Origin of the sequence: Mesotoga sp. UBA5557 (genome assembly GCF_002425715.1) — a bacterium.
Lineage (GTDB): Bacteria > Thermotogota > Thermotogae > Petrotogales > Kosmotogaceae > Mesotoga.
This window is the reverse complement of record NZ_DIMV01000055.1, coordinates 75,046-95,697: the sequence shown is the minus strand read 5'-3', so window position 1 is coordinate 95,697 and position 20,652 is coordinate 75,046. Positions and strand designations below refer to the sequence as shown.

Sequence of the window (20,652 nt, the reverse complement as noted above, 5' to 3'; positions counted from 1 at the left end):
GGACTCGGGCATTCTTTCACATTTCTTCACAAGGTAAGCTAGGGGGCAAAAATGGCAAGGGATCTTACTCAAGGGAGCATTCTGAAGAATCTTCTTATAATGTCTGTGCCTACAATGATAGGGTTCAGCGCACAGATGGTTTACGACATTGTAGACATCTTCTGGATTGGGCGCATCTCAGGCGAAGCAATTGCAGGAGTTACGATTTTCACCACTCTTTTTTGGATTGTGGATATTCTCAATTCGATAATCGGGCAGAGCTCAATCTCCTTGATCTCTCAGGGCTTCGGAAAAAAGGACTTCGAAGGAACAAGTAAGGCGATAGAACAGACAATTACTTTCAAGTTCATTGTTGCTCTGATTTCCGCTGTTCTAGTTGCCTCCTTCCTAAAACCATCGCTAGGATTCTTTACTGACGATATGAAAGTAATGAGATCAGCTCTTGATTACGGCTATATCAGACTGTTCTTCCTGCCAATGATGTTTTCGTCTTACTCCGTCAACACGGCTCTCAGATGCATAGGGGACGCAAAGAGTCCAATGTACATAATGATGTTCGCAAGTGTTCTCAATATTTCTCTCGATCCAATAATGATGTTTGAAAAGATTCCGGGGACATCGATTCCCGGATTTGGCCTGGGCGTTTTTGGTGCGGCCGTCGCTACGGTAATCGCTCAATCGGCAGCATTTCTATTGGGATTCTACATTCTTTTCTCAGGAAAGGAAGGCGTAAAACCAAGACTGTCCAGGCTTTTCAGGCTTGATAGAGCTATAGACAAGAAGCTCTTGACTATAGGGCTTCCAACTGGGCTGGAGGGGTTCTTCAGGAACTTGTCAGCTGTAGTAGTCCTGAAGTTCGTTGCCTTCTACGGGACCGCTGCGGTTGCTGCGGTAGGAGTAACGGGGAGGCTTTTTGGACTAGCGTTTATGCCTCTTGTAGGGCTTAGCATGGGCGGCTCTGCGATGGTCGGTCAAAACCTGGGAGCTGACAACGCCGACCGTGCAAGAGCCACAGCCAGAACCGCTGCCTTAATCGGGTTCTTTTTCATGTTTTTCTTTGCACTAATAGCCTTCTTTGCAGGCGAGCATGTTATCGCTGTGTTCAATAAGGATCCGGAGATAATTGCTTACGGTGCCAGTTTCCTGAAATACGGCTCACTCGGCATTTCTGTCTTGGCATACGGTTTTGGTCTCTCATCGGTCTTCGGAGGGTCCGGGTACAACTTCCCGTTCGTGGTGGGGAGCGTAGTATCCAGGTGGCTTATTCAAGTGCCAATATTGGTCATTGCAGTGTTCGTGTTGAAGGCCGGCATAGTTTGGGTCTGGCTTTCATATGTATTCTCGGATATTGCAGAGGCTGCGGTGATGGTCTTTTACTATTTAAAGGGTAAGTGGGTGAAGAGAAGGGTCTACTAGCGAAAGTCGAATTCATTCCCAAGTGCTGCAGATGGATGAGTTAGTTATGAATTTCACTAACTGTTTCACTTCGGTCATCTCTGCAGCAAACAAACTTTGGGTGATCTGCTATAATTCAGATGAACGGGTGATTAAGATGTCTGAGGTTTTGTATAGGAAATATAGGCCTAGAAAATTCAGTGAATTGGTTGGGCAGGATCAAGTGAAAGAGATCCTAGGAAGAGCAATAGAGAAGGATTCGGTTTTTCATGCTTACATATTCTCTGGGTCTAGAGGTACCGGGAAGACAACTAGTGCAAGAATCGTCGCCAAAATGCTGAACTGTCTTGCAGAGGATTCTGAGAAGCCTTGCGGTATTTGCGATTCATGCAAAGCGATTGATGCTTCTTCACACATGGATGTCATTGAGCTGGATGCAGCTTCTTACAGAGGCATTGACGAGATCAGGAAAATCCGGGATGCAGTATCGTATAGACCTGTCATGGGCAGATTCAAAGTGTACATAATTGATGAATTCCATATGCTGACCAGGGAAGCTTTCAATGCACTTCTTAAGACTCTTGAAGAACCTCCCGATAAAGTGATTTTTATTCTTGCAACTACCAATCTTGAGAAGGTTCCTGAAACAGTTCTTTCACGATGTCAGATCTTCTATTTCAAACCACTCATCGAAAGAGACATAGCTACTTATCTGGAAAGAATCGCAAAATCTGAAGGTTTGGAATATGACGACAAAGCATTGAGGTTCATTTCGAAAGCCGCACACGGAGGCATGAGAGACGCGGTTAATCTTATGGAGAGAGTTGTCTCTTATTCGGGTGATGTTAGTGAAGAATCTGTTAGAGCTACTCTTGGTATTCTGCCCGAAGAAGTTGTTAAGGAGTTCATTACTGCATTTTCTTCGGGAGAGCCGGCTTCGATATTGAAAATCTCTGAAGAGATCCAGTCTGCAGGATATACTTACGAAGTCTTCCTTGAACAGGTGATCGATACTGTGAAGGATCAGCTGATCGCTGAATCAACTGATGAGCGTTTCAAGCTCTTGCTTTCTTTATGGGAGATCACTAAAGAGCTCAAATTTGCCGAGGATAAGAGAGGAACATTTGAAGTAATGGTCCTTCTGAAGAGTGGTTATGAGAAGTCGGCAGTAGAGAGAATTGGTAAGTCTGAAAACGTAAAAAGCGAAGTTTTTGAAACGAGTGATAAGTCCGAGAAAGCTCCAAAAAGAGACACTGCGGAAGAGAATAGTTTGTCCAAACTTATCGACCATCTTCGAAATAACAACTTCGTTCTGCTCTGGACTCTTCTAAGTCTTTCGAAGATTACTAGAAGCGAATCTGGCGGGGTATTAACTCTGGAAGCGGACAGCAACTATTCTTACGATCTTCTGAAAGATAGACTTGAGTCGCTGAACGGGATTGCAGAAGATTTAATCGGGAAACGATTCCTTCTCTCCAATGAATCAGTTGGAGGCAATCTCTTTGAAGGTCTGGATAAAGATTCTCAGGAATACGTTAACTTTGTGATTTCAAGCTTGGGGCTGAAGGACGACATATATAAAGGAAAGATAAAGATAGACCTTGAGGAGGACTAACAATGGCAAAGAAATTTAGAGGTCTCGGCGGAAAGAACTATGGAGGTTCCAGGAAGGGATCAAACATGAGTGAACTTCTGAAACAGGCTCAGAAAGCACAGGAAGAAATGGAGAGCCTGGAAGAAACCTTCAAGACTTTGGAGGTGACGGCTTCTGCCGGAGGAGGAGCGATAAACGTTGTTGCAACTTGCGACTATCGCATTAAGTCGATCGAGGTCGAGCCTGAGATAAGAGAAGAGGATTTTGAGATTGTTCAAGATTTGATAATTGCGGGGATAAACGAGGCGTTAGCAGAGGTAGCGAAGAGAAGAGATGAAGAAACGGCTAAGGTTACAGGATCGCTCAATCTACCTGACAATATACTTTAGGAGGTGTAAGAGATGTACAAAGTAGCAATTAACGGTTTTGGAAGAATTGGAAGACTTGTTTTTAGAGAGATGGTAAAACGCGGGGATTTCGATGTAGTTGCAATCAATGACCTAACCGATGCAGCTACCCTGGCTCATCTTCTCAAATATGATTCGGTTCACGGGAGATTCAAGGGTTCAGTGGAGGCTAAGGATGGAGCGATTGTTGTAAATGGCAAGGAGGTTAAAGTTTTCGCAGAGAAGAGTCCTGCAAACCTCCCCTGGAAGAACCTTGGCGTTGAACTGGTCATTGAGTCTACAGGCGTCTTCAGAAACAGAGAGAAGACAATGCCCCATATTGAAGCCGGGGCAAAAAAGGTATTGATTACTGCCCCTGCAAAGGGTGAAGTGGATGCGACAATCGTACTTGGTGTCAACGACGATATGCTGAGGCCGGAGATGAAGATTGTCTCTAATGCCTCCTGTACAACTAACTCTATTGCGCCAATAATAAAGATCTTGAACGATAGTTTCAAGATTCAGAAAGGTTATTTGACGACGGTCCATGCTTATACGAACGATCAGAGAATTCTTGATTTGCCTCACAGTGACTTGAGAAGAGCGAGGGCTGCTGCCGCCAATACGATACCCACTTCAACAGGCGCCGCTAAGGCAGTAGGGCTTGTCATTCCTGAACTCAAAGGCAAGCTTGATGGAATAGCTATGAGAGTTCCTGTAACTGACGGTTCAATAACTGATCTAACCGTGGTTCTCGAAAAAGATACAACAGTGGAGGAAGTAAATGCGCTCGTGAAGAAAGCGGCGGAAAACGAACTGAAGGGAATAGTCGAATATACTGAAGAAGAACTCGTTTCCTCGGATATTGTCGGAACAACGGTGTCTTCAGTATTTGACAGCAAGCTTACTGCAGTGATGGGTAATCTTTTGAAAGTTTGCGCTTGGTATGACAATGAATATGGCTATTCTTGCAGGGTAGTCGATCTTGCTGAGAAAATGATGAAGATGTAATTCTCGATTTTTTCTGACGGGGCCTGGAGGCCCCGTTTTATTGAGGAAAGGAGGTAAGAGATGTCTAAAGTTCTAACACTAAGAGATGTTGATTTGAGTGGAAAGAGGGTGCTTGTAAGGGTCGATTTCAACGTTCCTCTAGATAAAGAGACTGGTGAAGTGAGTGACGATACTAGGATTGTGGCTGCAATACCAACGATAAAGTACGTAGCCGAAAATGGTGGAAAGACAATCCTTGTTTCCCATCTGGGGAGGCCCAAGGGCAAGAGAGACCCTAAGTACTCAATGCAAAAGGTTAGCAAAAGTCTGGAAAGGCTAATCGGCAAGCCCGTTGCCTTTGTCCCTGATTGCATCGGAGATGAAGTGGAGAAAGCTGTCTCAAAGATGAACAACGGAGATATTCTTCTTCTGGAGAATGTTAGGTTCTACCCTGAAGAAGAGAAGAATGATCCGGAGTTTTCGAAGAGGCTCTCTGCGATCGCGGACATTCACGTAAACGATGCTTTCGGAACAGCACATAGAGGTCATGCATCGAATGTGGGTGCTGCCCAGTACTTGACCAGTGTACCTGGTTTCCTTATGCAGAAGGAAATCGAAATGCTTGGCATGGCCGTTGAGAGTCCCAAGCACCCCTACGTAGTCATTTTAGGAGGAGCAAAGGTTTCCGATAAGATCGGAGTCATTACGAATCTTCTGGAGAAGGCCGATAGAATACTAATCGGCGGTGCGATGATGTTCACATTCCTTAAGGCTCTGGGGAAGCAAACTGGTGACTCCCTGGTTGAAGAGGACAAGATCGAGCTGGCAAAGGAGATAATGAGGAAAGCCGAAGAGAAGAAGGTTGAGCTCGTCCTCCCTGTTGACACGGTTGTGTCCAAGGAAATCGCTGCAGGTAGTGAATCGAAGACGGTTCTCATAGATGAAGGAGTCCCATCCGGCTGGAAGGGACTTGACATCGGGACATCAACTATTGAGCTATTCAGAAGCAAGCTGGTTGACGCCAAAACCGTTGTTTGGAACGGTCCTATGGGGGTCTTCGAGATCGATGATTTTGCGAAAGGAACCGAATCGATCGCGAAGACGCTGGCTTCGCTCAAGGGTGCAGTAACGATTATCGGAGGCGGAGACAGCGCAGCCGCTATCAACAAGTTTGGCTTGGCCGACAGAGTTTCTCACGTATCAACCGGTGGCGGGGCTTCTCTTGAGATGCTTGAGGGAAAAGAGATGCCTGGTATAAGGAGTCTAGCGACTAAAGAAGGTAAAAAAAAACGTAGAATAATGGTCGCCGGAAACTGGAAGATGAACAAGTCGCCCAATGAAGCGCGAATGTTCGCCGGTTTCCTTGCATCTTCAATCGGTAACGAGAAGGCCGTTGATGTTGTAGTATTTCCAACAAGCCTTTCAGTTGCTGGGGTGGCAGACATCCTCAAGGACACGTCGATTAAGGTCGGAGTCCAGAATGTCTATCCTGCAGATAGTGGAGCCTTTACAGGCGAGATTTCTGCGCCTATGCTTTCGGACCTTGCGGTGGAGTACGTTCTTGTTGGTCATTCAGAACGAAGGCACATATTCGGCGAGACAAGCGAGATGACTAACGAGAAAATCAAGGCAGTATTAAGAGAGGGCCTAGTTCCAGTATTCTGTGTTGGGGAAACTCTTCAAGAACGGGAATCAGGCAGGACGGAGCAGGTTCTCGAAGAACAGATCAGAAAAGGTCTTGCCGGCCTTGACAAGAGTGAGGTTGAGCAAGTGATCATAGCGTATGAACCAGTATGGGCGATCGGAACTGGTGTTGTGGCTACTCCCGAACAGGCCGAGGCCACCATGAAGTACATAAGGAGTTTATTATCGTCGCTATACGAGTGCAGCGTGGCAGAGCGAACAAGAATTCTCTATGGTGGCAGTATCAGACCGGATAACTTTGATTCCCTAATCGCTATGGAGAACATTGACGGTGGTTTGGTGGGAGGGGCCAGCCTTCAAGAGAGCTTTGTCCAACTGGTAGCGATAGCAAAGATTTACGCTTAATCAGAGCGATATAGCAACCGCCCGAACGGGCGGTTGCTCGCGTTTTCTTTCTCTGTTGAGGTGTTATAATCTCAAAATAGGGGGTGTCGTTCTTGGACAGTTATCAGGAGCTTGAACTAGTCGTAGACAAGATGGTTGAGGAATTCAACCGTCTCAGGAAGGAAAACGAACAGCTCTGGACGCAGCTCGAGACAGCACAGAAAAAAGTTGAGGAATCCGAGCTAAGAATCCGGGAACTTGAACTCCGCCTTGAAAGTGAGTCAAGGACAATTTCTTCATTAATAAAAAGGGTAAGAGGCAGCCTCGTCGAAGACAGCAAGAAAGTATAAGGAGTCGAACAATGAAGCGATCAGTCACTCTGGACCTCGGAGGAAGGAAGTACACTTTTCTTACAAGCGATCCTCAGGAACTCGTGGATCAGGTCTTTTCAAAGATTACGGAGATGTACATTTCAATGAGCAAGAACGAAGAGGAAGTGGGCTATGAGAAGTTGCTTGTGGGGATTTCTGTGAACCTTGCACACGACCTTGCAAGAAGTCAGAATGAACTACTTAGGCTAAAGGTGAAATATGAAGAGGTTCTTTCGGAATACTTCCAGGGACGTGACGAGGTTGAGAAATAGTCTGAGGATCGGAGTCTTCGATTCTGGAATTGGTGGCCTCACAGTTGTGAAAAGACTATTGGAAGCCTTTCCCGAGGGAGTAAGCCTGCACTACTTTGCCGACACTGCGAGGGTACCCTATGGCTCAAAGCCAGTTGAGACACTGAGAAGGTATGTCAGTGAGATCTTCGACTTTTTTGCCCAGTTGGGTGTCGATGCAATCGTCACTGCCTGTAACACTTCCGATTCTATACTCTCTCAAAGGGAGAAGACGGAGCTGACTACTCCATACTTCAGCATCATCGATCCAACAGCGAAGTTTCTTGGGGAGACTGCACCCGACAAGTCGACAGTTGCAGTGATCGCAACTGAGAATACTGTGAAGAAGTCTCTATATTTAAGAAGGCTGTTTCGTTATGAAAGCATCAGCAAAATCTTACAAAGGGCCTGCCCGCTTTTCGTTCCTTTGATAGAAGAGGGAATCTGGGAGGGTGAAATCGTTGATTCGATCGTCAAGTATTATTTGACAGACCTCGCTAAGATTCAACCGGACTTCTTGATTCTTGGATGTACTCATTATCCGTTTATTAGGAGTTCGATCGAGTCGCTTTTGTCTCCCAGGACAAGGATCATAGACCCCGCGGAGTACATTGTCAAGAATGTTGCCGATTGGGCAACGATTTCCTCGCATGATTCATCTACTGTTGAGTATTATGTAAGCGGTAATATTCGCTTTTTCCAGGAGATTCTTGGAAGATATCTAGGAAAGGCGGAAAACGTCAGGGGCGTTGACCTTACGTCTTCAGGGATTGCTTTGAAGGAACGAGTTACATCATGAGCAAGACGGTTTTGATAGGTGGCGGAACTGGTCTCTCTACCTTTGCAAGGGTCCTGAAGCATTACGATAGTAGTTTAACGCTTGTAGTTGCAGTTACGGACGATGGTGGAAGCTCAGGATTTCTCAGGGAAGCCATGAGCATGCCCCCGCCAGGGGATGTAAGGAATAACGTGATTGCTTTGGCTGATGATGAGGAATTCCTAACAAAAGTCTTTTCGTACAGATTTGAGGCTCGCGCTATGAATGGTCATTCTCTTGGCAATATAATTATTGCAGGTCTTACTGAGATGTTTCAGAGCTTTCCAGAAGCGGTCCTCGCAGCCTCAAGAATGCTGAATATCAAAGGGAGAGTCTTGCCCGTAGCTGACGATCTTGTGCATCTTGTGGCTGAGATTGATGATGGATCATTCATTAAGGGAGAGTCAAAGATATCGGCTGCCGGAAAGAGAATTGAAAGGGTATTTCTCGATAAGGCTGTGAAGGCACTTCCAGAGGTTTTGGACGCAATAGAATCTGCAAAGACGGTAATTGTGGGCCCCGGCAGCCTGTTTACAAGTGTTGTACCCAATTTCCTGGTTTCCGGGGTCAGAGAGGCCTTCGGGAAGTCTAGAGCAAATAAGGCCTACATATGTAACATTATGACCCAACCTGGGGAGTCTACAGGTTTTTCACTTGCCGATCACGTCAATGTCGTTGAAGACTATAGTGGGGTGACTTTTGACATGATCTTTTGGACTGAAGTGGGAGAAGTAGAGCCTGCCGTGCTGAATAGGTATTATGAAAGGGGTTCTATGCCGGTGAGAAACGATATGCTTACCGATACTCGAGTTAGGGTAGTTTCAGGCGGTACTGCAGAGCTGATTGATGACGGACGGAGCCGTCTGGTCGTTCGTCATTCGAGAGACAGCATTCTGTCGATCCTGAAAGAGCTGAATCTATTGGGAGAGGAAAAGATGTGAGCTATGCCGACAAACTCAAAGAAGAGCTTTGTCATCTCCCGTTGGACGACCAAGACGAGTGCAGATCTGAATATCTGGGTTTTGTTAAGTCGAGAGGGACATTACGATTAAGAGGAAGTACCGCTTTCCTCGTTATCCCGCTTACATCTATAACGAGTCTTAAAAGGCTGTTTCAGATTTCGAAGAAGCTTTCCATGCCGATTCATGAAACACAGGTAATAGAAGAAATCAGATTAGGAAGAAAGAGAGGCGGAGAGCTTAGTTTTCGCTTTGAAGAGGTAGAAGAGTTCCTCCGAAAGAATGGCATTTCAGTCAGAGATGACTCCATACCAGAACCCGTTAGAGATGATCCGGTCTACTTCGGTGCGTTCATCAGGGGACTGTATTTGGCTGGAGGTTCGATTGTTGATCCATCCAAGGAGTATCACCTGGAAATAACGCTTGATACTACTGAGGCTTTTGTTAGTTCACTGAAGGAGTACATATCAGACAATTTCAACATCAAGATCGGAATAGTAAGAGTAAGAGATAAGTTCAAAGCATATGTGAAGTCATCGCTTGACCTAATAGAACTGCTTTCTCTCATGGGGGGAAAGAAGACGGTGACGAGACTTTCGAGCGCGGTCGAAGTAAGAAAGATCAGGAGCGATGTAAGCAGGACTCTGAATTTCCTTACAGCAAATGCAAACAAGTCTGCTCAGGCAATGGCAAAGCATGTAAGAGCCATAAGAATCATCGATAGGAAGTACGGCATCGACAGATTGGATGAGGATCTTCGTCAAGTTGCAATCCTCAGGATTGAAAACGAGGATCTTAATCTGAGAGAGCTGGGCGAGATTATGAATCCGCCGATGAGCAAGTCAGCAGTATATAATAGGTTGAAGAAGCTCATGGCATTGGCGGAAGAGTTGGGAGATAGCTAGATGAAATGTCCTTTTTGTGGTGGAGATTCGACAAGAGTTCTTGATTCAAGGCCGACCGATGAAAGCACTTCCATTCGGAGAAGAAGAGAGTGCGAGAGTTGTGGTGCAAGATTTACTACCTACGAAAGGTATGAGAGGCTTCCTTTCTTAGTTGTTAAGAAGGATGGAAGGAGAGAGAAGTTCAGCAGGGAGAAACTCCTAAACGGGCTACTCAGAGCCTGTGAAAAGAGGCCCATATCTGTAGACACAGTCAACAGGATAGTAAATCAAGTAGAAAACGAGGTAGTGAAATCGGGAAAATATGAAGTAATCTCAAGCGAGATTGGTGAAATGATAATGGCGGAACTTAAGTCCCTGGATAGGGTTGCCTACGTCAGATTTGCATCTGTTTACAAAGAATTTAGGGACATAGACCATTTCATGGATATAATTGAGGAACTCAGAGACGATAGAGATCGTTGAATGGAGGGATTCAGTTCGTGAAAAAGCAGGTTATCTACCTCACGCAGGAAGGTTTCGACAGAATGAAAGAGGAGCTCGAGAGCCTAAGGAAGAAGCTCATGTATGATATTGCGGAGCGGATTAAGGAGGCAAGGGAGCTCGGAGACCTTAGCGAAAATAGCGAATACGACGAGGCTAAGAACGAACAGGGAAGAATCGATAGCAGGATAAAGCAGCTTGAGGAAATTCTGAATAATGCCGAGATTATTGAAGATGACGGAGATACAAGCTCTGTGAAGCTCGGTTATGTAGTTGAGCTTCAGAATATAGAGACAGGCGAAAAATCTCAGTTCAGAATTGTTAACGCACAGGAAGCCAACATTTTCGAGGGAAAAATCAGTTCCGATTCTCCGATTGGGCGGGGAATCCTGACTCACAAAGTGGATGAAGTGGTGAGGGTGAAAACCCCTGCAGGCTGGGCTAAGTACAAGATTCTTACCATCGGCAAGTGATGGGGGATATTTATGGGTGAAGAAGCACGAAGACAAAGAATTGAAGAGATTAATCAGATGCGCAATGAAGGAATCGAGCCGTTTCCGTATCGTTTCGACAAGACTCATTGGGCAGATCAAATCAAGAGAGAGTTTTCCTACCTCAAGGACTCCGAAACAAAGGAAGATACGACTGTAAGAATCGCGGGAAGAATCGTGGCGATGAGAAACCACGGAAAATCAGCCTTCTTTGTTATCCGAGATAATTCCGATAGGATCCAGGCCTATGTAAGGCTTGATGGGGTCGGTGCCGAGAACTTCGAAGTCTTCAAGAAATTTGTGAATATCGGAGATTTCGTCGGAGTAGTCGGTTTCCCATTCAAGACTCATACAGGTGAGATGTCGGTCTTCGTCAAGGAATTTGAAATACTCTCAAAGGCGATACGAATGATGCCCGAAAAATGGCACGGAGTAAGGGACAAGGAGATAATCTACAGGCAGAGATACGTCGAAATGCTTTCAAGCGATGATGCTCTCAGAAGGTTCAAGGTTCGTTCGGAACTGTTCAGGCTTGTTAGAGAGTTTCTTCAGTCTAAGGATTTCATCGAAGTGGATACACCAATGCTCCACTACTTGACGGGAGGGGCATCAGCAAGGCCTTTTAGGACTTACATAAACGTTTTTGAATCGGACATGTATCTTAGAATCGCCGAAGAGCTATTCCTCAAGAGGTATCTCGTTGGTGGATTTGAAAGGATATTTGAAATCGGAAAGAATTTCCGCAATGAGGGAGTATCCTACAAGCATCATCCTGAGTTCACTATGATGGAGCTGTATTGGGCTTATGCGGACTACAACGACATAATGGACATCACCGAAGAGATGATCAATTACGTCGTGCGTGAAATCACGGGTTCTGAAAAGATTACATATCAGGGAAAAGAAATCGACTTTTCCAGACCATGGCGAAGAGTGAGGATGGCAGATTTTATCAAGGAGAATCTAGGCGTAGATATTTTGAAAGACTCCGATGAAGAACTAATAGCCATTCTGAAAAAGAACAATACTGAACTCGAAATCAAGGAAAGGGGCCACTTGATTGAGAAGCTCTGGGATCTCGTCGAACATAATCTTGTGAATCCCACTTTTGTGACCGAGCATCCGGTGATAATCTCCCCACTGTCGAAAGTCCACAGAGAAGATTCTAGAGTGACCGAAAGATTCGAGTTGATAATCAGCTCAATGGAAATGGCCAACGCCTTTAGTGAACTGAACGATCCGATAGAGCAGTACAACCGTTTTCTTCACCAGGCTAGCTTGAGAGATATTGGAGACGAGGAAGCTCAGATGATGGATCAAGACTTCATAAGGGCTCTTGAATACGGAATGCCGCCTACTGGAGGCTTGGGGGTGGGTTGGGATAGAGTAATCATGCTTGTTACAGATTCGCCGTCAATTAGGGATATCATTCCGTTCCCGCTCGTGAGACCGATCTCTTTTGATGAAGAAGAGTCGCTAAGCGACATCGAGGATCTGTAGAGGTGATTTTATGAGTCTGTTTGATCGAATCCAACAAGAGATGAAAGAAGCCATGAAATCCAGGGATTCCCTGAAAACCAACACACTTAGGGGAGTTATCGCTTCAGTGAAGACATATCTTGCGTCTTCTGAAGAAACAAGAGGCGCAGAAGTTACCGATGAGTTGCTGATAGATCTCATTGCGAAGGAAGCTAAGAAACGCGAAGAATCTATTGAGGCTTACGAGAAGGCCGGGAGAGACGATCTCGTTGCAAGCGAATCGGCAGAGCTGGAAATCCTTAAGCGATTTCTTCCTGAGGAAATGACCGTTGATGAAATTCGGAAACTTGCATTGAAGACGATTGATGATTTAAAGGCCAATAATCCGTCAGATCTGGGCAAGGTAATGAGAGAACTGATGGCTAGACTGAAGGGAAGAGCAGATGGCAAGCTGGCCAACAGGATCGTAAGGGAGCTCCTTGAAAGCAGATGAGAATTGAGTTCCTGACTGCAGAAATCGGGAGCACCACTACGGTGCTCTCTGCTTTTTCTTCTGACGCTTCTGGATCGATGAGGTTTCTTGGACAGGGTGAATCCTATACTACAGTTGATGAGCAAGATGTGACAATTGGGATAGAGAAGGCTTTGAGAGCTCTTAAGATATCTCTTCGCATTGACAGTCTTGAATGGGATGCATTCCTCGCATCTTCGAGTGCGGCCGGTGGACTCAGAATGACGGTTCATGGACTTGTTTATGATATGACAGTAAAAGCCGCCAGAGAAGCGGCGCTTGGGGCTGGCGGAGTTATCAAGTTGGTAACTGCTGGCAAGCTCTCAGAAAGAGATCTGAAGAGGATAATGGAAACAAGTCCTAAATTGATTCTTCTTGCGGGCGGGGTAGACTATGGGGAGAGAGAGACGGTAGTGCGCAACGCTGAAGTTCTAGGAAACATAGATCACGAAATCCCCATTGTCTATGCAGGCAATTCCGCGGCAGCCGATGAGGTGGAGGAGATAATCTCGCAGAAGGGGCGAGATATTCACATTGTAGATAATGTGTACCCTCGCATAGATGAACTCAATGTCGAGCCTACCAGAGAAGTAATCAGAGAGGTTTTCTCGAAAAACATTGTAAAAGGACCTGGTATGGAGAAGATCTACTCAATGATCAACAGACCAATAGTTCCTACTCCAGCTGCGGTAATGCTTGCAACAGAGTTATTTTCCAGTTTTCATGGGGACGTTGTTGCTGTAGACATAGGAGGGGCTACAACGGATGTCGATTCCGTTACAGATGGAGACCCCAAAATCGCTTCAATGCTGGTTTCTCCTGAACCGAGATCCAAGAGAACAGTTGAAGGAGATCTGGGGATCTACGTTAATGCCCGTCACGTTGTTGAACACATAGGCAGGGACAAACTGAAAATCGAGTTTCCTCATCTAGATAAAATCGTGAGCAACCTTACTCCCTATCCCAAGGACGCTAATGATGAGGCGTTCTCTGCTCGTTTGGCAACGTATTGTTTCGAGACTTCAATCAGAAGACATGCCGGAGGCCTCAAGCAGTTCTTTGGGCCGACTGGAAGAATAGAAGTGGCTTACGGCAAGGATCTGACTGCCGTTAGGTCAGTAATTGGCACAGGAGGAATTCTCAGCAGGTCTCGGTTTGCCTCGAAGATTATGGAGAGTATAAGAAGTCTATCGGCGAAACATGAAAAGGAACTCCTTCCAAGAAAGGAAGTCAGTCTTTTCAGGGATAGAGACTATATTCTTGGAGCCATAGGTCTGATATCTACTGTAGACTCTTCGTCTGCTGCGGATCTTGCGAAAGCTTCTTTAGAAGAACTTGTAGACATTTGATTGGAGAACGATCCTTCTAGAGTGATTGACAAGCATTTCACCAGGGTGATAGAATCTCCATGAATGCGGGTGTAGCTCAGTTGGTAGAGCATCAGCTTCCCAAGCTGAGGGTCGCGGGTTCGAGTCCCGTCGCCCGCTCCATCTATTTCACATCATAGACCATAAGAGTTGCTTCACCGAGTTGACGGGACTCTCTGAGTTTCATTTCCATTTTACGACTAAGGTTTTCTCCCAACCCTTTGATTCCCTTGCTCAAGATGGGTTCAAACGTGATATGGAGTTCGTTGATTAAACCTTGATTGGCGAATTGATCAAACGTTTCTGCTCCACCTATTAGGCATACCTCCTTGAAACCTCTCTTCTCAAGCTCTTCAAGTAGTTCAAGGAGCGTAGTCGAAGTAAAGAGCAATTCTCTCGAGTTCCGGTATCTCTCCGGATGCCTTGTCAAAACTATATTTAACCTTCCGGATAGAGGTCTTCCGATTGCCTCGTGGGTTTTTCTACCCATAATGACTACTCCTATTCTTGATGTTAGAGATTTGAAGTACTTCTTATCTTCGCTGGATGTCCATTCGCTTCTGTCATCATGAGACAGCGCAATTTTACCGTTTACCGTGCTTGCAAATACTGCAATAACTCGCAGGTTGAACACCTCCCGATCCGCATTTGGTTTCATTACTCGTTGATTGTATCTTTTTTCCCCAACTTCTGGCAACATTCCGAGAGTCAGTTTCAGAAAGATGTGTTATTCTTCTTAAGATGGGAGTGTGAAGGACATCAGGAAGATTAGGTGGCTATTTGTCGTTACGTTGTTGGTCGTAATACTTGGTGCTTGCAGTGACAGTACGAGTCACAGCTTGTCAATAGTGAACATCGAATGTGAAGGTACTATGTGTTATTTGAAGCTGGATGTGTCTTCTCCCGGCAGAGACCTTCCTTCGGTTCTGGTTACCGTCGGTCGATCGCCCCTTGACGGCAATGATGGAATGAAGTTCAAAGGCTCGGAGATCTCCTTTGAGCTGAAAGAGCATGGCACTCATTCGATTTATGTGACTCTGATCGAGGGAAAGAGATTCTTGACTACGCCGGCCTATGCGAAAGCAACCGTAAATCTTCAGCCACCTAACGCTCCGGTATTTCGATGGAATCTCGCACATGGAGAGGTGACTCTGACTTTGGAGACAGAGACCAATGGTTCAGTTACCGACTACCTTATTCTCGTTAACGATACCGAATATGGTTCATCGGATGGGGTCTTTACTTTTCCTATTGAGAGGGACAACGAATACATAGTAAAAGCATTCTCAAGATCTGGTTCCATCACTTCAAAACCCTCAGTAATTGATTTGAGACTTTCTGAGGATTTTCCTCCTGTCGTCGACCTGTCAATAGGACAACCGTATTTGGGAGGGTCACTTGGAGCAGCAATAAGCGACGATTGGGACAGCGTTGCCGATCTTTCGATTAGGGCCTATATTGAAGAAAGTGGAATCCCCCTTCTCTTTGACGGGACAAAGTTGATTCCGGAGATACCTCTTCCGGAAGGACTGAATACTCTTGTAGTTAAAGTGATAGACTCTTCCGGCAACAAGACCGAATGCAGAAGACAGATTCAAGTTATTCGCAAGACTTCGGTTGATCTTCCCGAGCTCTATATTGAAGAGGGTACAATCAGAAATGCAAGATGGAGTGCTTCAGAAGGTCCGGTCGAATTGCAGAGATACAGAGATGGCGAATGGATAACACTTTCTACTCATATGCCAAACGAAAGGTCTTCTGTGATAACCAAGGAAAGCATATCTGAGAATGGCGACTTGTACAGAATTGTTTTCGAGTCAGATAGAGAGAGATTCATGCCTTCAGTTCCGGTGTTCGCGAAAGAAAGTCTGTTCAGGAGATTCAGTACTGAGGTTATCTCGTCCTTCTTGGGAATGGACGCTCTACTAGTTGGAGGTAACGACTACAGGTTCTACGGAAACATTGTTGTAAGAGACGGATCGGTGATGAGAGCCGAATCTGGCTCTTCTCTTACAATTCCTAAGGGTAACACCCTTTTGGTGAGCGGAGTTCTTGATCTAGAAGGGCGGAAGGATCGAATTTCGGTGAACCCGGGAGGTTCAACCGGTACTATTGAAGTTGCAAATAATGGGGTCCTGATTGCGAGAAGCGTGGATTTCAACAACACCAGAATACTGGTTAAGGAAGCTGCTGTAGTTGTCTTTGAGAATTGCACCTTTTCCAGAGGGCTCGAGATAGAAGGAGCGCGTACTGTCCAGATATACGGGAGCAACGTTAAGGGCGAAGTTGTCGTTGAGAACGTTAGAGAAATGCTTGTTCATGTTAGCGACTTTTCGGGAACCGAAGTCACTTTCAGCAATCTCGGAATGGCAATGCTCTCCAGGAGCGATATGAAGTCTCAGACCCTTCGAGTTATCAACTCGCGGATCGAAGTGGTTGATTCTCTTATCGAATCGAAGAGTGTTCTGGTGAACAAGACCTCCCGATTCTCATTTATCGGAGGTCCGTTGATCGATACAGTAATTGAAGTCTCCGGTGCGTCTTCTCTTCATATTGATGAACCTCAAATAATCGGAAGTGTTACGATCGACATTAAAGAGCTGTCGCGTCTATCCGTTCAGAAGAAAGTGGAGGGGTTACTCGAGATTCTTTCAGATGAAAAGTCTGCAATCAAGGTGTTCTGAGCTATGGGAATGAGTTTTAGAGAATTCGATCCGCATGTTCTTGAGCGATTGAAACTGGATTTCACTTCTCCTCATGCTCGTGTAAACCACGGCACGGTATTATTATCCTGGTTTATTGATCCCCCAAAGGGCTCTAGGACTGTTCTTGAACTGGGTTCTGGGAGTGGAGCAATATCGATCTTTCTTGCGAAGACCTTCGGCCTGAAGGCTACCGGGCTGGAGATCGATAGAAATCTCCGCGATATTTCGGTCAAGAACTCATATTCGAACTGCGTGCAAGAACTCACAACTTTCATCAATTGCAATATAGAAGAATACTTGAGAGACAAAAGTGAAGAGGTCTACGATGTAGTGATCGCTAATCCGCCGCATTTCGTTCACTCAGGAGTGGAAAGCCCCGATGAAAGAAGAAACATTGCAAGAAGGACCGATCGTGAATCCGCGAGAATATTCGCCTTTGCCACAGGTAGACTCTTGAAGAACAGAGGCGCGTTCTTTTTTCTGCTGCATCCTAGAGATATGACGAAGTGGTTTCGTCTTCTGGAGGATCAAGGTCTTGGGATTCACAGAGTACGTTTTGCACATGGATCTCTTGACAAACAAGCTCAGCTAGTTCTTTTGAGCGGAAGAAAGGGTTCATCGTCTGAAGTCGTTGTAGAACCTCCAATAGAGATGAGGTGAAAGCTATGTTCGTTAGTATAGAAGGAATAGACGGATGTGGAAAGACCACTCAAATCAAACTCCTCGAAGAGTATTTGAGTCTATTAGATGTGGAGTTTGCAATTGTCAGAGAGCCTGGAGGAACTAGAGCTGGCGAGGAGATCAGGGAGATACTTCTCCACAAGGATTATCCTTTATGCGCCGAATCGGAATTGCTCCTATTCATGGCTGCCCGCGCTCAGATTGTCAGAGAGGTCATAAAGCCAGCTCTTGAGAGCGGTCGCATAGTCATCGCCGACAGGTTCATGGACTCATCAGTTGCTTATCAAGGAGTCGGAAGATGTCTTGGGCGTGAGATTGTCCAGTTGATGAATTCTTTTGCAGTGGCAGACACATTACCTGACATCACCTTGTATATTGATGTACCGGCTGATGTTGCTATCTCGCGGATGAGAAAAGAAAGGAAAAATGATAAAATAGAAGTAGAGAGTTTAGAGTTTTTCGAAAGAGTAAGAAAAGGATACGAAGAATTGATGGCTGAGAATAGAGAGAGATTTGTTGTTATAGACGGAACAAACAGTGAAGAGAGAGTGCAACAAGACATCAGAAAGGCTTTGTCAGTTTTCTTAGGAAAGAGGAAGCCAAATGGGAGGTGACGATAATGTACTTCGACAAGTTTTCTGAAGGCGCTGCCCAAGTATTTGTGACAGCCCAGGACGAGGCTAGAAGTCTCGGCCACCCTTACGTTGGAACTGAACACCTCCTCCTAGCGATCATCAAGGTTGATAATGAGCAAACAACTAGGATTCTGAGAAACTACTCGATTACATACGAGAGAATCTCCAGAGAAGTTACTTCTATGGTTGGAACGAATGTACATCAGTCTGTAGTTGGGGCTCCACAGATGACCCCGAGAGCAAGGAGAGTTATCGAGCTAGCAAATGACGAGTCGAAGATGCTCGGACAAGACAAGATTGATGTGGAACACATTATGCTCGGGATCGTTCGCGAAGGAGAAGGAATCGCGGCCCACATTTTGAAGCAGATGGGAGTGAACTTGTCGCAGCTTAGGAGAGAGATCATTGAAAACATCACGGGCGACTGGGAAGAAGGAGGAAGTGAGCAGCCTGATAATGTTTTCGTTCAACAAAGTCCGACAATGAGTTCAGCGATTAAGCAGCTTGAGGGCTTTGGCACCGATCTTACTGCTATGGCCAAAGCGGGAAAACTAGATCCGATTGTTGGTAGAGAGATTGAAAGGCAGAGGCTAATGGAGGTTCTTTCCAGACGGAAGAAGAACAATCCCGTCTTGATTGGAGAACCTGGCGTCGGAAAGACGGCGATTGTTGAAGGACTCGCACAAATGATTGTTGATGAAGAGGTTCCCGAGACACTCAAGAATAAAGTCATTTTTGCACTGGATGTAGCTTCACTCATAGCCGGGACAAAGTACAGAGGTGAATTTGAGAAGAGACTGAAGAAACTCATCCATGTTGTGAAATCCAACGGGAATATCATTCTGTTCATAGATGAAGTCCATACGATAGTTGGCGCTGGTTCGGCTGAAGGTGCCGTAGATGCTGCAAATATCCTAAAGCCAGCTTTGGCCAGTGGGGAGATTAGATGTATAGGCTCGACAACTCCTGATGAATACAGGAAGTACATAGAAAAGGATGCAGCTCTGGAGCGGAGATTTCAGAAAATCTATGTGACCGAACCGTCTCCCGAACAGTCTGTAGAGATTCTGAAAGGTATAAGACACAAGTATGAACTTCACCACAAAGTTCATTATACAGATAAGGGTCTGGAGGCGGCGGTAACTTTGTCACATAGGTACGTGTCTGACAGATTCCTTCCTGACAAGGCAATAGACATCATTGACGAGGCAGGTTCCAGGGCCAGACTGAAGAAACTCACAGTACCGAATGAGTTGAAGAACATGCAGGGAGAGATCGAGGTTCTTAAGATAAAGAGAGAGACAGCTGCAGCAGATCAAGAATATGAGAAGGCGGCTCAGCTTAAAGAGAAAGAACGTCTGATACAGCAGAAATATAGAGACGGTTATAACGAATGGAGAAGCAGGGTCGATTCCGAGATAGTAACTCTCGATGATGATGAAGTCGCCGAGATCGTATCCAATTGGACTGGGATTCCGCTCAGAAAACTTGAGGAGACCGATAGCGAGAAGTTGCTGACTCTTGAATCCGCGTTACACGAAAGGATAGTATCCCAGGACGAAGCAATTACCGCCGTTGCAAAGTCAATTAGGCGTGCTAGGAGCGGTCTTAAAGATCCTAGAAGACCGATTGGAGCCTTCCTATTCTTAGGTCCTACAGGAGTCGGAAAGACTGAACTAGCGAAGGCCTTAGCCGAGTACTTGTTTGGGGATGACAAGGCCCTTGTCAGGTTCGACATGTCGGAGTATATGGAAAGGTTCTCCGTTTCCAGGCTTATTGGAGCACCTCCAGGCTATGTTGGTTATGACGAAGGCGGAACCCTGACAGAACGAATAAGAAAGAGGCCTTTTTCGGTGATACTTTTTGATGAGATTGAGAAGGCACATGCCGATATTTTCAACATTCTTCTACAGATAATGGACGATGGTAGACTTACCGATTCGCAGGGTAGACAGGTCGACTTCCGGAATACCATAGTTATAATGACAAGCAATTTAGGCGGGGAATTCATAAACAAAACGAAATCTTCGATAGGTTTTGTCGAGTCTATTCAGGAGGAAAAAGAATATGAGGCCATGAAAACTTCTGTCCTCGAAGAGGTAAAACGAACTTTTAGACCTGAGTTCCTTAACAGACTCGATGAGGTAGTAGTATTCCATCAACTAACCAAAGTTCAGATTAAGTCGATAATCGATATACTAATGAACGATATGAGAAAGAGACTTAAGGAGAAACGCTTGAGATTGCTTCTTTCGGAAGCAGCTCAGGACTTTCTGGTCGATGAAGGGTTCAACCCTGTATATGGTGCTCGACCACTGAAGAGAGCTATCCAGAAGTACGTTGAAGATCCTCTTTCCGAAGAACTTCTCAGAGGAAGATTCCAAGAAGGGGATCTAATAACGGCTGAAGTTGACAACAGAGTTCTCGTCTTCAAGAAGAAGAAGGATGAGAAAACTGAAGTGAAAGCAGTTACCTAGAGCTCATTCCAGATAAGATAGCAAGGGGGGCAGTTTCTCGCCCCCCTTTCTGGAATCTAAGGATAGGGGGTGCAGTAGCCGCAGCAAAGCG

20 protein-coding genes and 1 tRNA gene are annotated in these 20,652 nt (G+C 45.6%); 20 read left to right on the top strand and 1 reads right to left on the bottom strand.

The features are described from left to right. Positions 1-51 precede the first annotated feature (51 nt). From B3157_RS07015 to B3157_RS06940, 16 genes are all read left to right on the top strand, one after another. Complete coding sequence (locus tag B3157_RS07015) at positions 52-1,416, top strand: MATE family efflux transporter (RefSeq protein ID WP_214060416.1); 1,365 nt, start codon at positions 52-54, stop codon at positions 1,414-1,416. A gap of 136 nt (positions 1,417-1,552) precedes the next feature. After that, a complete protein-coding gene (gene dnaX, locus B3157_RS07010) occupies positions 1,553-3,010 on the top strand; it encodes a DNA polymerase III subunit gamma/tau (protein ID WP_214079078.1) in 1,458 nt (485 codons plus the stop codon). A gap of 2 nt (positions 3,011-3,012) precedes the next feature. Next, on the top strand, positions 3,013-3,378 hold the full coding sequence (locus tag B3157_RS07005; protein WP_214059979.1) for a YbaB/EbfC family nucleoid-associated protein: 366 nt from the start codon (positions 3,013-3,015) through the stop codon (positions 3,376-3,378). Positions 3,379-3,390: 12 nt separating this feature from the next. After that, positions 3,391-4,386: a type I glyceraldehyde-3-phosphate dehydrogenase gene (gene gap, locus B3157_RS07000; protein ID WP_214079079.1), complete on the top strand. Its 996-nt coding sequence runs from the start codon at positions 3,391-3,393 to the stop codon at positions 4,384-4,386. A gap of 60 nt (positions 4,387-4,446) precedes the next feature. Then, a complete protein-coding gene (gene tpiA / locus B3157_RS06995; RefSeq protein WP_292589851.1) occupies positions 4,447-6,414 on the top strand; it encodes a triose-phosphate isomerase in 1,968 nt (655 codons plus the stop codon). Positions 6,415-6,506: 92 nt separating this feature from the next. Then, positions 6,507-6,743: a hypothetical protein gene (locus tag B3157_RS06990; RefSeq protein WP_099828692.1), complete on the top strand. Its 237-nt coding sequence runs from the start codon at positions 6,507-6,509 to the stop codon at positions 6,741-6,743. Between the two features lie 11 nt (positions 6,744-6,754). Beyond that, positions 6,755-7,036, top strand: coding sequence for a cell division protein ZapA (locus B3157_RS06985; protein ID WP_214079081.1), 282 nt, complete (start codon positions 6,755-6,757; stop codon positions 7,034-7,036). Beyond that, on the top strand, positions 7,026-7,853 hold the full coding sequence (murI, locus tag B3157_RS06980) for a glutamate racemase (protein ID WP_214079082.1): 828 nt from the start codon (positions 7,026-7,028) through the stop codon (positions 7,851-7,853). The genes B3157_RS06985 and murI overlap by 11 nt, the downstream gene beginning before the upstream one ends. After that, positions 7,850-8,812, top strand: a complete 963-nt coding sequence (locus B3157_RS06975; RefSeq protein ID WP_214060784.1) for a gluconeogenesis factor YvcK family protein — start codon at positions 7,850-7,852, stop codon at positions 8,810-8,812. The genes murI and B3157_RS06975 overlap by 4 nt, the downstream gene beginning before the upstream one ends. Further along, positions 8,809-9,735: a DNA-binding protein WhiA gene (gene whiA, locus B3157_RS06970; RefSeq protein ID WP_214079083.1), complete on the top strand. Its 927-nt coding sequence runs from the start codon at positions 8,809-8,811 to the stop codon at positions 9,733-9,735. Before B3157_RS06975 ends, whiA begins: the two co-directional genes overlap by 4 nt. Continuing rightward, entirely contained in the window at positions 9,736-10,197 is a 462-nt protein-coding gene (nrdR, locus tag B3157_RS06965; RefSeq protein ID WP_214060782.1) for a transcriptional regulator NrdR, read from the top strand. 17 nt (positions 10,198-10,214) lie between these two features. Continuing rightward, the gene (gene greA, locus B3157_RS06960; protein ID WP_099828686.1) at positions 10,215-10,688 is read left to right on the top strand and encodes a transcription elongation factor GreA; all 474 of its coding nucleotides are present in this window, start codon (positions 10,215-10,217) and stop codon (positions 10,686-10,688) included. A gap of 12 nt (positions 10,689-10,700) precedes the next feature. Beyond that, complete coding sequence (gene lysS / locus B3157_RS06955; protein WP_292589850.1) at positions 10,701-12,206, top strand: lysine--tRNA ligase; 1,506 nt, start codon at positions 10,701-10,703, stop codon at positions 12,204-12,206. A 10-nt stretch (positions 12,207-12,216) separates the two neighbouring features. Then, positions 12,217-12,678 carry a GatB/YqeY domain-containing protein gene (locus tag B3157_RS06950; RefSeq protein ID WP_214060780.1) on the top strand — a complete coding sequence of 154 codons (462 nt, stop codon included), beginning with the start codon at positions 12,217-12,219 and terminating at the stop codon, positions 12,676-12,678. After that, complete coding sequence (locus B3157_RS06945) at positions 12,675-14,045, top strand: GlmL-related ornithine degradation protein (RefSeq protein WP_292589849.1); 1,371 nt, start codon at positions 12,675-12,677, stop codon at positions 14,043-14,045. The genes B3157_RS06950 and B3157_RS06945 overlap by 4 nt, the downstream gene beginning before the upstream one ends. Before the next feature lie 65 nt (positions 14,046-14,110). Further along, positions 14,111-14,186: transfer RNA gene (locus B3157_RS06940), tRNA-Gly, on the top strand. Between the two features lies 1 nt (position 14,187). Here the strand turns inward: B3157_RS06940 and B3157_RS06935 are convergent. Beyond that, a complete protein-coding gene (locus B3157_RS06935; protein WP_292589848.1) occupies positions 14,188-14,697 on the bottom strand; it encodes a dihydrofolate reductase family protein in 510 nt (169 codons plus the stop codon). A 115-nt stretch (positions 14,698-14,812) separates the two neighbouring features. Here B3157_RS06935 and B3157_RS06930 point away from each other — a divergent pair, with 115 nt between their 5' ends. Genes B3157_RS06930 through B3157_RS06915 form a run of 4 tightly spaced genes read left to right on the top strand, consistent with a single transcriptional unit; the run spans position 14,813 to position 20,561 of the window. Then, positions 14,813-16,747, top strand: coding sequence for a hypothetical protein (locus B3157_RS06930; protein WP_292589847.1), 1,935 nt, complete (start codon positions 14,813-14,815; stop codon positions 16,745-16,747). Between the two features lie 9 nt (positions 16,748-16,756). After that, a complete protein-coding gene (locus B3157_RS06925; protein WP_243392200.1) occupies positions 16,757-17,428 on the top strand; it encodes a tRNA1(Val) (adenine(37)-N6)-methyltransferase in 672 nt (223 codons plus the stop codon). A 5-nt stretch (positions 17,429-17,433) separates the two neighbouring features. After that, positions 17,434-18,063 (top strand): dTMP kinase, encoded by a 630-nt coding sequence (tmk, locus tag B3157_RS06920; protein ID WP_099828681.1) that lies wholly within the window; start codon positions 17,434-17,436, stop codon positions 18,061-18,063. A 5-nt stretch (positions 18,064-18,068) separates the two neighbouring features. Next, on the top strand, positions 18,069-20,561 hold the full coding sequence (locus tag B3157_RS06915; protein WP_214079086.1) for an ATP-dependent Clp protease ATP-binding subunit: 2,493 nt from the start codon (positions 18,069-18,071) through the stop codon (positions 20,559-20,561). Positions 20,562-20,652 lie beyond the last annotated feature (91 nt).